14 protein-coding genes are annotated in these 14,436 nt (G+C 74.6%); 6 read left to right on the forward strand and 8 right to left on the reverse strand.

What is annotated here, in order from left to right; all coding sequences use genetic code 11:
- Positions 1-748, forward strand: a 748-nt coding sequence (locus AA75_RS43050; RefSeq protein WP_033826004.1) for a redoxin domain-containing protein, incomplete at its 5' end; no start/stop codon positions are given.
- A gap of 71 nt (positions 749-819) precedes the next feature.
- Here the strand turns inward: AA75_RS43050 and AA75_RS53885 are convergent.
- Together AA75_RS53885 and AA75_RS43060 are read right to left on the reverse strand one after the other, a co-directional pair.
- A complete protein-coding gene (locus AA75_RS53885) occupies positions 820-3,732 on the reverse strand; it encodes a beta-ketoacyl synthase N-terminal-like domain-containing protein (RefSeq protein ID WP_051814388.1) in 2,913 nt (970 codons plus the stop codon).
- On the reverse strand, positions 3,725-6,850 hold the full coding sequence (locus AA75_RS43060; RefSeq protein WP_033826005.1) for an amino acid adenylation domain-containing protein: 3,126 nt from the start codon (positions 6,848-6,850) through the stop codon (positions 3,725-3,727). Before AA75_RS43060 ends, AA75_RS53885 begins: the two co-directional genes overlap by 8 nt.
- A gap of 269 nt (positions 6,851-7,119) precedes the next feature.
- On the opposite strand from AA75_RS43060, the gene AA75_RS43065 reads away from it, so the two are divergent.
- Positions 7,120-8,229 (forward strand): molybdopterin-dependent oxidoreductase, encoded by a 1,110-nt coding sequence (locus AA75_RS43065; protein WP_233289455.1) that lies wholly within the window; start codon positions 7,120-7,122, stop codon positions 8,227-8,229.
- Positions 8,229-8,666: a hypothetical protein gene (locus AA75_RS43070; protein WP_051814391.1), complete on the forward strand. Its 438-nt coding sequence runs from the start codon at positions 8,229-8,231 to the stop codon at positions 8,664-8,666. Before AA75_RS43065 ends, AA75_RS43070 begins: the two co-directional genes overlap by 1 nt.
- Before the next feature lie 306 nt (positions 8,667-8,972).
- Here the strand turns inward: AA75_RS43070 and AA75_RS43075 are convergent, their stop codons facing one another.
- The 4 genes from AA75_RS43075 to ykgO all read right to left on the reverse strand — a co-directional run bounded on the left by AA75_RS43075 (position 8,973) and on the right by ykgO (position 10,863).
- Complete coding sequence (locus AA75_RS43075) at positions 8,973-9,305, reverse strand: hypothetical protein (RefSeq protein ID WP_033826006.1); 333 nt, start codon at positions 9,303-9,305, stop codon at positions 8,973-8,975.
- A gap of 134 nt (positions 9,306-9,439) precedes the next feature.
- Positions 9,440-10,267 (reverse strand): alpha/beta fold hydrolase, encoded by an 828-nt coding sequence (locus AA75_RS43080; protein ID WP_033826007.1) that lies wholly within the window; start codon positions 10,265-10,267, stop codon positions 9,440-9,442.
- A 176-nt stretch (positions 10,268-10,443) separates the two neighbouring features.
- Positions 10,444-10,581 carry a hypothetical protein gene (locus AA75_RS50610; protein WP_158515671.1) on the reverse strand — a complete coding sequence of 46 codons (138 nt, stop codon included), beginning with the start codon at positions 10,579-10,581 and terminating at the stop codon, positions 10,444-10,446.
- Positions 10,582-10,740: 159 nt separating this feature from the next.
- Positions 10,741-10,863, reverse strand: a complete 123-nt coding sequence (gene ykgO / locus AA75_RS43090; RefSeq protein ID WP_033826009.1) for a type B 50S ribosomal protein L36 — start codon at positions 10,861-10,863, stop codon at positions 10,741-10,743.
- Between the two features lie 171 nt (positions 10,864-11,034).
- Between ykgO and AA75_RS43095 the strand changes: the two genes are divergently transcribed.
- The gene (locus tag AA75_RS43095) at positions 11,035-11,475 is read left to right on the forward strand and encodes a hypothetical protein (RefSeq protein WP_033826010.1); all 441 of its coding nucleotides are present in this window, start codon (positions 11,035-11,037) and stop codon (positions 11,473-11,475) included.
- Between the two features lie 212 nt (positions 11,476-11,687).
- Positions 11,688-12,656 (forward strand): hypothetical protein, encoded by a 969-nt coding sequence (locus AA75_RS43100; protein ID WP_051814393.1) that lies wholly within the window; start codon positions 11,688-11,690, stop codon positions 12,654-12,656.
- Between the two features lie 60 nt (positions 12,657-12,716).
- On the opposite strand, the gene AA75_RS43105 is transcribed toward AA75_RS43100, so the two are convergent.
- The gene (locus AA75_RS43105; RefSeq protein WP_033826011.1) at positions 12,717-13,289 is read right to left on the reverse strand and encodes a hypothetical protein; all 573 of its coding nucleotides are present in this window, start codon (positions 13,287-13,289) and stop codon (positions 12,717-12,719) included.
- A gap of 68 nt (positions 13,290-13,357) precedes the next feature.
- On the reverse strand, positions 13,358-13,672 hold the full coding sequence (locus AA75_RS50615; RefSeq protein ID WP_033826012.1) for a DUF3040 domain-containing protein: 315 nt from the start codon (positions 13,670-13,672) through the stop codon (positions 13,358-13,360).
- 349 nt (positions 13,673-14,021) lie between these two features.
- Between AA75_RS50615 and AA75_RS43115 the strand changes: the two genes are divergently transcribed.
- Positions 14,022-14,282 (forward strand): GlsB/YeaQ/YmgE family stress response membrane protein, encoded by a 261-nt coding sequence (locus AA75_RS43115; RefSeq protein WP_033826013.1) that lies wholly within the window; start codon positions 14,022-14,024, stop codon positions 14,280-14,282.
- The last annotated feature ends 154 nt before the right edge of the window (positions 14,283-14,436 follow it).

Genomic DNA, 14,436 nt, shown 5'->3' on the forward strand with positions numbered 1-14,436 from the left:
GCGGCTGCGCAGCCTGACCGAGAACCACGTGCTGGAGCGGCGCCGCTACCAGGACCGCCCGCCGCGCTACGACTACCTGCTCACCGAGCAGGGCCGCGGGCTGCTCCCGGTCCTGGTCTCGATGCAGGACTGGGCCGACCGCTGGCTCCTCGGCGACGGCACGCTGACCGGCGGCGCGCCGGAGCAGGGCGCGGAGGCCCGCCGGGTCCGGGCCCTGGTCGGCGAGCCGCTGCCCGAGGGACTCGTCCTCCCCGGGACCGACGGCCTCGGGCACGACCCGGTGGCCGCCGGGGCCCGCGCCACCGTGCTGTTCGCCTACCCGGCGACCGGTGTCCCCGGCGCACCCGCGGGGCCGGTCCCCGCCACCCCGATCCCGGGGAGCGCGGGCTGCACCCTGGAGAACCGCCAGTTCCGCGCCGCCTGGCCGCAGTTCGAGGCCGCGGGCATCGCGGTCCGCGGTGTCAGCACCCAGACGCCCCTGGAGCAGGCCGCCTTCGCCGCGGCCGAGGCCCTGCCCTTCCCCCTGCTGTCCGACGCGGAACTCCGCCTCACGGCCGCCCTGCGCCTGCCCGCCTTCCGGGCCGGCCAGGACCTGCGCATCAAGCGCCTGGTCCTGGTGGTCGGCCCCGACCGCGTGGTGCGGCACGCGCTGTTCCCGGTGGCGGACATCCCGGCCGCCGTCACCACGTCGCTCGAACTCGCCCGGTCGGTCGCCCAGTCGGTCGCACCGGCCGGGACCGCGGGCTGACCCCGGCGGCCGCGGCGGGCGGACCGGGGCGTCCCGTCCGCCGGACGGGACGCCCCCTCCTCCTCCGCCGGTCAGGGCCGGTCGTGGTCCGCAAGGACGGAATCCAGCGCCGCGGCCAGCTGCTTCAGGTGGCCGGGGTCGGCGAACATGGTGAAGTGGTCGCCCGGGACGGTCACCACCCGCAGCTCGCCGTCGAGGTGGTCCTGCCACCGGGACCCGGGTTCGGTACGGATCTGCAGGGCCTCCAGGAGGTCGCGGTTCTCCTGGTCCCGGGCGTGCAGCAGCACCAGGTCGGCGCGCAGGCGCCGGTCGGGGTAGTGGCCCTTGAGGGCGTCGTGGTTGTGCTTCCAGGTGCGGAAGAAGCTGCGGTACGAAACCGCGGTGGCGTCGGTCCAGTGCGGCATCCGGGCCAGTTCGAGGAGTTCCTCCAGGTCCGCGGGCGGGTGGTCGAGGGCGGCGGGGTCGAGGTCGTGGGCGAAGGCCTGGCGGAGCATCAGGGGGAACGCGGCGGCGAACTCCTTCTCGGTGATCGTCGGGCCGACGTACGCCTCCGGCGGGTGGCTGTCGAACATCACCAGCAGCTCGACCTGCTCGCCCTGTTCCTGGAGCTGCAGAGCGAGTTCGAAGGCGACGTTGCCGCCGAAGGAGTAGCCGCCCAGCCGGTACGGGCCGTGCGGCTGGGCCGCGCGGACCGCCGTGAGGTAGGCCGCGGCCAGCGCCCGGAGCGTGGCCGGCCGGTCCGCCGGGAAGGTCAGGGCGGCGAGCGGCACACCGGCCCGGCCGCCCGCCGCGGCGAGCTGGAAGTAGCAGAAGTTGGTACCCCCGGCCGGCGGCAGCAGGAAGAGGGTGCGCCCGTCACCGTCGCGGACCGGGGTGAGGCCGGCCGGCGCCGGGAGGCCGCCCGGGGTGCCGTCAGGCTGTTCACCGCTCCCCCGGCCGGTGTTCAGCCGCTCGGCGATCCGCCGCGGGGTGCGCAGCGCCGCGAAGGTGTCGAGGTCCAGGTCGGCGCCGAAGGCGTCGCGCAGCGCCGTGACGATGTCGACGGCGGTGAGCGAGTCGCCGCCCAGGTCGTAGTAGTCGTCGTCGGGGCCGACCGGGGTGGTCCGCAGATGCCGTTCGAAGAGCTCGGCCACGGTGGTGATGGCCGGCCGAGCCGCGGCGATGGCGGGTGCGGGCGTGCCCGGGGTGCTCGCCGGACCCTGGGTGCCCGCCGGGTCCGGGGTGTCCGGGGCCGGGTCGATCCAGTGCCGGGTGGGGCGCAGCGGGTACGGCGGCAGGGAGACCTTCCCGGCCTTGTCCAGGCCCCAGTCGGCCGGGTCCAGGTCCGCGCCGTCGAGCCAGGCCCGAACGGCCCGGTCGGCGCCGCCGGGCGGGTCGGCAGGCTCGGACGGGTCGGCGGGCTCGGACGGGTCGGCGGGCCCGGCCCGGTCGGGCCCGGGTGGCGCGCCGTCGAGCAGGGCCCTGAGGCCGGCGGTGACCTCGGCGGCGGTCGAGGCGGCGAAGGCGTACCGGTGGGGCAGCGGGTCGCGCCCGGTCAGCAGGGTCCTGGCGAGTTCGGCCATCGGGACGGGCCGCTCCCGCAGCAGGGCGAGCAGGCCGTGGGCGGTGGCCCGCAGGGCCTCGGGGTCGCGGGCGGACAGGACGACGGGGTAGCGGCCTTCCGGTCCCGGGTCGCGGGCCGGTGGTGCGGACAGAACGACGTGGGCGTTGGTGCCGCCCAGGCCGAAGGAGGAGACCGCCGCGGCGGTCAGCGGTTCCTCGCAGCGGGTGGCCTCGGTGACCACCCGGTACGGCAGCCGGTCGAGCCGCAGCAGCGGGTTGGGCCGCTCGAAGTTGATCTGCGGCGGGATGGTCTGGTGGCGCAGCACCAGGGCGGCCTTGACCAGGCCGACCACGCCGGCGGCGGCGTCCAGGTGGCCGAGGTTGGCCTTGACGCTGCCGATGGCGCAGCCGGGTGCCGGGCCGCCCGCCTCGGTGTGGGCCGCGGCGAGGGCGCGCAGCTCGATCGGGTCGCCGAGGGAGGTGCCGGTGCCGTGGGTCTCCACGTAGCCGATCCGGTCGGCCGGGATGCCGGAGTCGGCCAGGGCGGCGAGGATCGCGCCCTGCTGGCCGGCGGGGCCGGGTGCGGTGAAGCCGATCTTGTCGGAGCCGTCGTTGGTGACGGCGGTGCCGCGGATCACGGCGTACACCTGGTCGCCGTCGGCCAGCGCGTCGTCCAGGCGCCGCAGTGCCACCACCGCGCAGCCGTTGCCCTTGACGGTGCCGGAGGAGCGGGCGTCGAAGACCCGGCAGTGCCCGTCCCGGGACATGATGCCGCCCTCCTGGTACCCGTAGCCGCCGGTCTGCGGCAGGGTCACGCTGACCCCGCCGGCCAGCGCCAGGTCGCTCTCGCCGCGGCGCAGCGAGCCGCAGGCCAGGTGGACGGCGGCCAGGGAGCCGGAGCAGGCGCTCTGCACGGCCATGCTGGGGCCGGTCAGGCCGAGGCGGTAGGAGACCCGGGTGGTGAGGAAGTCCTTGTCGTTGCCGATCAGGACGGGGTAGCTCAGCGCGGCGTCGGCGAATTCGGGGCTGCGCAGCACGTTCTCGAGCAGGTAGGTGCTGAGCGTGGTGCTGCCGAAGACGCCGGTGCGGCCGGTGAGCCGGGACGGCGGGTGCCCGGCGTCCTGGAGGGCCTCCCAGGCGCAGGTGAGGAACAGCCGGTGCTGGGGGTCGGTCAGCATGGCGTCGCGGGGTGTCAGGCCGAAGAACTCCGCGTCGAACAGGTCGGCGTCGGCGAGGTCGGCACCGTACGGGAGGTGGGTGGGCGCGCCGGCCTGCCCGTCCGGGACGCCCGCCGCACGCAGCTCCTCGGCGCCGAACTCCCTGACCTGTTCGGCGCCTTCGAGCAGGTGGGCCCAGAACTGCGGGACGTCGGCCGCGCCCGGGAAGCGGCCGGCCATGCCCACGATCGCGATCGGGGTGCTCTCGTTCGTCGGTTCAGCCACGGGAGACGGCCTCCTCACCGGCGGTGGCCGTGGCGGCGGCCGCCGGAACGCCGAGCGCGTCCAGGTGGGCCGCGAGCCGGCGCACCGTGGTGTGCGCGAACAGGTCGATGATCTCCAACTCCTTCGTGTCGACCCGCTCCTGGAGCCGCTGGAAGACCTCGATCACATGGGTGGACGAGCCGCCGAGGTCGAACAGGTTGTCGTCCGGCCCGATGACCGCGCCCGGCAGTGCCTCCTGCCAGACCGAGCGCACCAGCTCGCCGGTGCCCCGGCCGGGTCCGGCGGGGGCGGTCCGCGGCGCGGCCGCCGTCGGCCAGGGCAGCGCGTGGTCGTCGACCTTGCCGTTGACGGTCAGCGGCAGCGCGGCCAGCCGGACCAGCCGGGCCGGGACCATGTACGCGGGCAGCAGGCCGCGCAGCGCGGCCCGCACCTGGGCGTCGTCGCCGATCGGGCAGCCGGCCAGGAACGCCACCAACTCCGGCTCGCCCGACGGGGATTCGGCCATCCGGACGACGCACTCGCGGACCCCGTCCACCGCCAGCAGCGCGGACTCGATCTCGCCGAGCTCGATCCGGTAGCCGCGCAGCTGCACCTGCCGGTCGATCCGGCCGAGGTACACCAGGGTGCCGTCGGGCCGGACCACGCCGAGATCGCCCGAGCGGTACCGGCGCTCCCCCGGATGCTCGCCGGGCAGGAAGCGCTGTGCGGTGAGGTCGGGCCGCCCGAGGTAGCCGAGCGACACTCCGGCCCCGCCGACCAGCAGTTCGCCGGGGACGCCGACCGGGCAGGGGTGCAGGTCGCGGTCGACCACGCTCACCGTCAGGTCGGCCAGCGGGCGGCCGATCACCGACTCCCGGGTCCGCCGGGCGTCCTCGGCACGCAGCGGGTGGTAGGTGCTGTGCACGGTGGTCTCGGTGATGCCGTACATGTTGGCGAGCTGCGCCCGCTCTCCCATCACCTCGTACCAGGGGCGCAGCGCCGCGAACGACAGCGCCTCGCCGGCGAAGACCACGTGCCGTACGGCGAGCGTGTCGCGGTGCTCGGGCGTCAGCACCTTGAGCAGCTGGCGGAAGGCGGACGGGGTCTGGTTGAGCACGGTGACGCCGGTGGTGGCCAGCAGGGTCAGCAGGCGGTCCGGCGACTTGGCGGTCAGCTCCGGGACCACGACCAGCCGTCCGCCGTGCAGCAGCGCCCCGAACAGCTCCCACACCGAGACGTCGAAGGCGTAGGAGTGGAACAGGCACCAGGTGTCGTCCGGACCGAAGCCGAAGTGCCGCTCGGCGGACCGGAACAGCCGCATCACATTGGCGTGCGTCACCTGCACGCCCTTGGGGCGCCCGGTGGAGCCGGAGGTGAAGATGACGTACGCGGGCTCCTCACGGCGGTCGCCGCCCGCCGGGTCGTGTTCGGCACCCGCCGCCAGTAGCGCGGCGCTGTCCAGCAGGGCCGGCGCGGTGTCCGGCCACCGGTCCTGGTCGGCGATCAGCGGCAGTCCGCCGGGGAAGTCGGCGACGATGTGCGCGATCCGGGCGGCGGGCGAGGCCGGGTCGAGCGGCACGTACGTCCGGTCCGCCTTGACCACGCCGAGCAGCACGGCGACCAGGTCGAGTCCGCGCCGCATAGCCACCGCGACGTGCCGGCCGGGGACCTGCTCGGCGATCCGGTGGGCCACCCGGTTGGCGCGGGCGTTGAGTTCGGCGTAGGTCAGCGACTCGTCGCCGTCCTGGACGGCGGTGCGGCCGGGGTGCGCGGCGGCGGTCCGTTCGAACCAGGCGGCCAGCGACGGCGGCAGCTCGAACTCCTCGGGCTCGCCGATCAGCCGCGCGATCCGCCGTTCCTGCTCGGGGGCCATCGCGGGCAGGGCCCGCAGTTCGGTCTCCGGGTCCTCGGCGACCAGGGTCAGCAGGTGCCGCAGCATGCCCTCGGGGTCGGCGTCGCGCCGGTTGTCGCCGTACTCCAGGTTGACCGCGAACCGGCCGCCGAAGTCCTCCACCGTCATCCCGAACGGGTACTTGACCTGCTGCCTGGGCACCAGCAGCGGCTCCACCGAGCAGCCGGGGATGCGCAGTTCGATGGGCTGGCGGTAGTAGGTGAAGGCGTTGTCGAGGGTCAGCAGGGTGCTCTGCATCCCCGGCGCGACCGTGCGCAGGTTGGCGGCCAGATCGAAGCTCTGGTGCCGCAGCAGGCCGACCGAGGCGCCGTGCACCGCGCCGACCAGGTCCGCGAAGGTCCGGTGCGCGGTCAGGTCGGCCACCAGCGGAAGGGTGTTGACGAAGTAGCCGAACGCCTGGCGCTGGCGCAGGCCGCGCCGGTTGCCGAGCGGAACCCCGGCCACCAGCTCGCGGTCGCCGGTGAGCCGGGAGAGCGCCACCAGGTGCGCGGCGAGGAAGAACGCGAACGGGCTGGTGCCCTGCTCGGCCAGCCGGGCACGGATCCGCGCGGACAGCTCGTCGTCGAGCTCCACCCGCCGGTGCGTGCCGGTCAGCACGCCGCCGACGCGCGGCTGCGCGAGCCGGTCGTTGGTCAGCGAGGAGCGCCCGCCGAGCTGACGCCCGAAGAACTCCAGGGCCGCCGAATCGGCCGGCCGCTCGTCCACCAGGTCCGCCGGGTGGACGGCCGCCAGGCCCGGCAGCGCGCCGGACGGGTCCCGGTAGAGCCGCTCCACCGCGTCGACGAAGTTGTAGAAGGTGTAGGCGTCGGCGACCAGGTGCGAGAACAGCAGCGACACGTACACCCCGTCGGCCGCCCGGTGGACGGCGAAGTCCACCTGCTGCCGGGCCTGCGGCGCGATCGGCGTGTCGGCCAGGCGGGCCAGCCGGTCGACGACGTGCGTCCGGCCCGGCCCCGGCAGGTCGATCACGGGCACGCTGAACTCCCGCGCCCGGGACGGGGTCTCGACGCTGGCCGGCGCGCCGTCCCGGTCCTCGAACGCGACGCCGAAGGCACCCACCTCGCGGCCGAGCCGCTCCAGCACCGAGCGCAGCCGCTCGACGTCGACCTCACCCTCCAGCCGGTGGCAGACGGGCAGGTTGAATGAGGCGTCGCCCGGGAACAGGCGGTGGTGGGTGAGCAGCCGCAGCTGCGCAGGCGTGATCGGGCGGATGGTCTCCGCGGTCATGAGTCCCCCATGGATGACGACGAATCGGGTACGACAGGTCGGTGGACGACCTGCCGCCCGGAAGTTCAACCGGAGCCGCTGGGGCATCGCTGGAGTGCCAGCTCGCAGCCGGTGCGGTGGGCCCGGCGGGGGCGGACGTACGACTTCCGTAAGCAGGCCGCACCCCCGATTCCCGCCCCGGCCGGGGTGAGATGGGGAACGTGGACGAAGACACCCCCGCCCCCCGCCGCCGACCGTACGACCTGACGCTGCCGACCCCGCCCGACGCGCTGCGGCGCGGGCCGCTGCGCGAGGGCACGTTCAGCTCCCGGCTGCACGACCCGCGCACCGCCGTCGTGCTCGGCCGCTGGCTCGGTGCGGCACTGCTCACCTGCTTCCTCACCGGGCTGTTCAGCCACCTGGTGCAGGACCCGCCGCCCTGGCTGGCGGACCGGCTGCCCAGCCGGCCCGCCATCGGCTACCAGGTGACCCAGGGGCTGCACGTGATCAGCGGCATCGCGGCGATCCCGCTGCTCGGCGCCAAGCTCTGGACCGTGTACCCGAAGCTGTTCGAATGGCCGCCGGTGCGCAGCGTGCTGCACGCGCTGGAGCGGCTCGGGATCGCGGTGCTGGTCGGCGCGATGCTGCTGGAGCTGTTCACCGGTCTGTTCAACACCCTGCAGTGGTACCCGTGGCCGTTCCCCTTCCGCCAGACGCACTTCTGGCTCGGCTGGCTCGCCACCGGCGGCCTGCTGCTGCACGTCGCGGCCAAGGCCCCGCTGATCGGACAGCACTGGCGCCGGCCCCGCCCCGGCCTGGCCCAGCGCCGGGCCTTCCTGACCGCGGTCGGCGCCTCGGTGGCCGCCGTGACGGTCACCACGGCCGGGCAGAGCGTGCCCTGGCTGCGCGCCCTCGACCTGCTCGCGCCACGCCGCCCCGGCCTCGGCCCGCAGGGCCTGCCGGTCAACCGCACCGCCGCCCAGGCCGGTACCGCCGCCGCGCCCGCGGACTGGCGGCTGCGGGTCGACGGCCCCCAGCCGTACGAACTGACGATGGACCAGCTCCTCGCCATGCCCCAGCACGAGGCCGACCTGCCGATCGCCTGCGTCGAGGGCTGGAGCGCCTCGGCCCGCTGGTCGGGCGTCCGGGTGGCCGACCTGCTGGCCCGGGCCGGTGCCCCGGCCTCCGCCCGGCTGCGCGTCACCTCGCTGGAGGCCGACGGGCCGTACCGGGTGATGGACATGCCGGCCACCTACGCCCGCGACCCGCTGACCCTGCTCGCCCTGCGCGTGAACGGCGAGGTCCTCGCCCCCGACCACGGCTACCCGGCGCGCATCATCGCGCCCAACCGGCCCGGCGTCCTGCAGACCAAGTGGGTCGCCCGGATGGAGGCGCTCTGATGGCCCGCACACCTCGTCCGCCGCGGCTGCCGCGGCTCCTGCGATTGCTGACCGCCGTCGGCGGCCTGGCCCTGACGGCCTACGGGCTGCACGGGCTGCTGAACGACCACTACATCACCGCACCGCTGGACATCGTGGAGTGGGCCGTCGGCGGGCTGATCCTGCACGACGGGCTGTGGGTGCCGGTGGTCTGCGCGGTCGGCGCGCTGCGGGTCCGCGGCCCGGTCCTGCGGGGCTGGCTGATCGTCGCCGCCACTCTGACCGCCGTCGGCCTGCCCGCCGCCCTGCGCGCGGGCACGGACAGCGGCAACCCCACCCTGCTGCCACTGCCCTACCTGCGCAACCTCCTCCTGGTGCTGGCGGTCACCGGCGTCGTCGCGGCCCTGTGGGCGGGCACGGCGGCACTGCTGCGCAGACGCCGGACCGGGCACCGGTAGCGGGCGGACGGGGGCGGAGGCGGGCGGCCGGCGCGGGTGAGCGCCGCCGGCCCCGGCGCGTCCCGACGGAAGTGTGCCGCGCCGGTCCGCGCTTCGGCCACTTATTTGACGCACTGTCAGATCGACCCTGAACGTGTCACGGCACCCGGGCCGTGCGGTTCGGCCGCGGGCGGATCGCGGCGGCGGGCGGACGACAGAGGGCGCGGGGACTGCGGTGCAGCGGGTCCGGGATCCCGGATCCACCGCACCGCGGTCCCCGCGCCCCGGGTGCCGTCCCCGCGGTACGGGACGGCCGGGCCCGGCGGGCTACTCGCCCATGCGGTCCATCATGTCGGCGTCGGCCACGGCGATGGCGACGCCGAGTGCCTCGGTGATGTGGCCGGCGGCCGCCATCACGCGGGCGGTGCCCACGATCGGGGCGATGGCCACCAGGACGTCCTGGAGCTGCTCCGGGGTCACGTTCGCCTCGGCCGCGGGGCCCATGTGGGCCAGGTAGGAGATCGCCGGTGCGTCCATGGCGACGAGCGCGGCGATGCGGGTGAGGATGAGCATGTCGGCGTTCATCCCACAGCGCTCGATGGAGTCGAGCGTCATGGCGGCCAGGGTGTCGAGCACGGGGGTTTCGGACATCGTGGACATGGTCGGGCTCCCTCTCAGTGTGGGCCCGGACGGCGGAGGCGGCGCTTCCGGCCGGGACCGCTTGCCCTTCGACAGTAGGAGGCACCCGCCCGGGCCGCCATCCGGCGGCCCGGGCGCCGGTCGACTGCCGCCGGTCAGCTGCGGGCGAAGGCCAGCAGGTCGACGTTGAACGGATCGGCGAACCTCGGGATCATCGCCAGCCCGTGCGGGGCACCCGGGTAGATCTTGTAGACCGCGCCCTTGACCAGCTTCGAGGACTTGTCGCCGGAGGCCACGATGGGCACGATCTGGTCGTCGTCCCCGTGCACGATCAGGGTCGGGACGTCGATCTTCTTGAGGTCCTCGGTCAGGTCGGTCTCGGAGAACGCCTTGACGCAGTCGTACGCGCCCTTGATGCCCACCGACATGCCCCAGAGCCAGAACTGGTCGCGGATTCCCTGGGTGACCGTGGATCCGTCCCGGTTGGCCCCGTAGAAGGATGCGCTGAGGTCCCGGTAGAACTGCGAGCGGTCGTTGAGCACGCCGTCCCGGATACCGTCGAAGACGTCGATCGGCAGGCCCTCCGGATTGGCCTCGGTCCTGAGCATCAGCGGGGGGATCGCACCGACCAGGACCGCCTTGGCCACCCGGCCGGAACCGTGCCGGCCGATGTAGCGGGTGACCTCGCCGCCGCCGGTCGAGTGGCCGACCAGGATGGCGTCCCGGAGGTCGAGCGTGTCCATGAGCGCGGCCAGGTCGTCGGCGTAGGTGTCGAGGTTGTTCCCGTCCCAGGTCTGGCCGGACCGTCCGCCCCCGCGCCGGTCGTGGGCGATGGCGCGGAACCCGTTGTCCGCCATCAGCTTGAGCTGTGCGTCCCAGGCGTCGGCGGTCAGCGGCCAGCCGTGGGAGAAGACCACGGGCGGGCCCTCGCCCCAGTCCTTGTAGAAGATCTGCGTGCCGTCCTTGGAGGTGACGAAGCCCATGGGGGTCTCTCCTCGGTGTGGTCCGGAACTCCGCGCGCGAAGGGGGAGTTCAGTGCCCGAGTCCGGCTTCGGAGGTCGCACCGCGGACCAGCAGCGGACGCACAGGGCTCGACGCAGGGGTCGGCGGCACGGGCGACCGGAACGAGCACGTCCTGGCACTCACTCTAGTACGGGGGTCACGCTTGGCGATTCGGGCGCCGGGGGCACCGGGGTGCCGCCGCGACCGGATCGGTGCCCTCGGTCCGCACCACCCGCCCGTCGGGGGCGGCCAGTTCGGCGGGCACACCGACCGCGTTGGTGACGATGGTCTGCATCACCGCACCCGAACGGCCCGGCTGCCGGACCCGGATGACGGTGCACCGGCCCGACACCGGCCGGGAGGGTTTCGATCTCCGGGTGGCCTGGCGACCGACCCGTCCGGCCGGGGGCCGCGGGGGCCGGTGGCCCTCCTGCGGCCCGCCCGGCCGTTCCGGTCAGCCCTGCCGGGCCTTGAGCCGGGGGTCCTTCTTGTTGACGACGTAGGTCTTCCCACGCCGGCGGACCACCTGGGCGCCGGGCTTGGCCTTGAGCGCTCGGAGCGAGTTGCGCACCTTCATCTGCCCGTCCTTTCACTTGCACCGCGACACGACTCGCGTCGCGAGCATGCCAACACAACCCCGCCACTACTTGTTCCCGGCCGGGCGCTCTATGCTCTGCGCACCGGGGATCAAGGGGGAGCCGTGGCACGGAAAGCGTTGGGACCAGCGCTGTACGACAGGACGAAACTGGTGTTCGGGCTCGTCGTGTTCGGCGGGTGCGTGGTGATGGGTCTGCTGTGGATGGGCTCGCAGGCCCGTTACCACTACCGCTACGCCGGTGCCGAGCAGGTGCAGGCCACCGTCGTCAGGGTGGATTACTCCGACCCGCAGCACCACAGGCCGAACGGCATGGCTCTCGCGCTGCCCGACGGCCGGCAGGTCAGGGCCGACACCGATCCGGGCGACGGGCTGCCCCTGCTGGAGCCGGGCGCGGTCCGGACCGTGCTCGTCGACCCGCACCGGACGTCCACGGTGGCGTTCCCCGCGCAGGTCGGCTGGCGGCCCGTGCTCTTCCCGTCCGTCCTGATCCTGGTGATCGGGCTGGGCGGCACCGCGGGGATGCTGCTCTACCGCGCGTTCTGGGGCCATGCGCCGGTCAGGACTCCGGCGAAGGCACGCCGCCGGCGCTGACGACCGGCCACGGCGAGGCGGCACCGGCCGTACGGGACTCCTCCGCGGATCCGTCCGGTTTTCCGTTATCGCCGCCGGGACCGCGGATCTCCTGAGTACCGGGGCCTCTCCCGGCCGGAGCGCGTCGGGGCGGGTGTGGGCAGCGGCGGCGGCGTCCGGCCCGGGCGTGTGCACCGGCCTCCGCACCGCCCGCACCCTCGAAAGGGCCCGCCATGACCGACCACTGGGCCGGACACCGCGTCCTGCGTCTCTGCTCCCTCCCACTGGCGGCGGGGGCAACCGCCCTGCTCGTCCTGGCCGCCTGCGGTTCGTCCCCGCAGACAGGACACCCCGCGCACACGGGCGCACCCGGGGCGGGCCACCACGCGACGGCGGACGGGCCGGCCTCCCCGGGCACGGTCGGCATGGCGGGGATGCCCGGGATGACGGGGATGCCGGCCATGCCGGGCATGGCGGGCATGCCGGCCGGCGAGGGTCTCGCCTCCGAACAGGACGGCTACCGGCTCGACCCCGCGACCACCACCCTGGCCGCCGGGCGGGCGGAGAACTACCGGTTCACCGTCACCGGCCCGGACGGCCGCCCGGTCACGGCCTTCGCCGAGGTCCAGACCGAACGGCTGCACTTCTACGCGATCCGCTCGGACCTGACCGGCTATCAGCACCTGCACCCCACGATGGCCGCCGACGGCACCTGGACCGCCGCGCTGGCCGCCCTCGAACCGGGCGACTGGCGGCTGTACGCCTCGTTCACACCCGACGCAGGCCCGCGCAAGGGCACCGAGTTCGTCCTCAGCCGGACCGTGACCGTGCCCGGCCCGGCCAGCTCGGTCCCGCTGCCCGCCGTGGCGGGCACCACCGAGGTCGACGGCTACACCGTCGACGTCCAGGGCGACCTGACGGCCGGCACGGCCGACCCGCTGACCGTCACCTTCGCCAAGGACGGGCAGCCCGTCCAGGACCTCCAGCCCTACCTCGACAGCTACGCCCACCTCAGCGCGTTCCACGAAGGTGACCTGGCACTGGCCCACCTCCACCCCATCACCCCCGTCGCCGGGGACCACGGCGGACCGGCGCTGACCTTCTACGCCCTGCTCGGCCGGCCCGGCAACTGGCGGGTCCACCTGCAGTTCCGGACCGCCGGACAGCTGCACACCGCCGCCCTCACCCTGCACGTCGCCTGACCCGCGCCCGGCCCGGGCCGCCGTCCGACGGCCGGGCCGGGCGGGGCGGGGCGGCGGACCTCAGTTGGCCAGGACGACGAGGACCAGTCCGCCGACGACCGTGATGAGCACCGTGCCGACGACCGCGATCACGGCGGGCGTCAGCCGGTCCCTCAACCCCTTCGGCGGCCGCACCCGTGCGGACTCGTCGGTACTCAGCTCCCACCAGGCCACGATCCGCCGGAACTCGACGGCGAAGTCGGGCGCGGGGTAGAGCTCGCTGTGATGCAGCCCGGGCAGTGCGCGGCGCCGCCCGCTCACCAGGAACATCCGCGGCACGAGCGACGTCCCGTACTGGCTCCTGGTCTCGCGTACGTCGATCCACCGGATCTCGTGCCAGGGGTAGGTCCGGCCACTCCCGATGCCCCAGCAGACGGTTATTCCGCCGGCCCCGACCGTGGTCCAGCTCCGGAACGCCAGGAGGAGTCCCAGGCCGATGAGTGCGACGGTCACGCCGAGCACCCAGCAGAACCCGACCGGACCGAGCTTGTAGGCGGCGACGGCCATCTGCACGGCCAACACGGCGCACAGGCCCGCGAAATGCCCCCAGGACGGTCGGTACCGGTCTCTCCCGCGGAAGATCAGTTCGGTCACGGCCCGTACGATACGCCCCGGGCGCCGACCGGGAACGGCGGGGCGGCGGAGTGCAGTTGCCCAGCGGCTCACCGGCTCAGCGGGCGGTCGGGATGCCGGATCACCCACAGGCGCAGCGCGCATCCGACGGCGGCGGCCCACAGCATGAAGGCGATCCTGGCCAGCACCCCCAGGCTCTGCGCGGCGGCGGCCGCCGTCGCCCCGGCCGCCGCGGCCGCGACCACCACCAACGCCAGGAGCGTGGTGGTCGGGCCGGCGAGCAGACCCAGCAGTCCGATCCGGCCCGTCCGCAGGCACCGCGCCAGCCTGCGGTCGCCCAGGGCCAGCCCGCGCTCGATCGCCGCCAGTTCCTGACGCTCCCGGTGGGAGAAGCCCGCACCCACGACGATCGCCTCCTGACCACGTCCACCGTGCCGGTCCGCCGTGCCAGCCCTCGCCCCGCTCTCGGGGTCGGTCGATCGGTCGGCGGGTTCCGTACGCCGTGCCCCTTCCATTCTCACTCCGCCGATGGGGCCAGGCCTCGGCCTCGGGCACGTGCGGCGCACCGCCCGGAATGCCGCTCCACGGGCAGGCCGTCGGCCACGGCCGCACGGCGGGCGCGTCGGTGGGCGGGGACCTCCTGCATCGGCGGTGCGGGGCCGCCTCCGCGCCGCATGCATGCGGCGGCGGAACGCGGGCACGCGACGGGGGTCCCCGGACAGCCCGGGACGGAACGGATGAAAGGGAGTCCCCATGACCATCCTCTGGGCCATCCTCGCGGGCCTCGTGATCGGCCTGCTCGCCAAGCTGGTGCTCCCGGGCCGCCAGGCGATCCCGCTCTGGCTGACCGTCCTGCTCGGCATCGCCGGCGGTCTGATCGGCAACAGCCTGGCCGCCGCGCTCGGCGTCCGCGACACTTCCGGGGTCGACTGGGTCCGGCATCTGCTCCAGGTCGGCGCCGCCGCACTGCTGATCGGCCTGGTCAGCCCGGTCTGGTCGCGCCGGGGTCACTGAGCCCCGGCCGTCCGGCTCCACCGGCCCCTGCTCCGCACTGCCCCGCACCCGCCGCCGCCCTTCGCCGCCGCGCGAACGGCGGCGGCGCGCACGCCGCTCCATCCCCCGGGTACCCGGTACGGCTGCTCGGCGGTGGAGCGCGGCGGACGGCGGC

Origin of the sequence: Kitasatospora sp. MBT63 (assembly GCF_000710465.2) — a bacterium.
Classification (GTDB): domain Bacteria; phylum Actinomycetota; class Actinomycetes; order Streptomycetales; family Streptomycetaceae; genus Kitasatospora.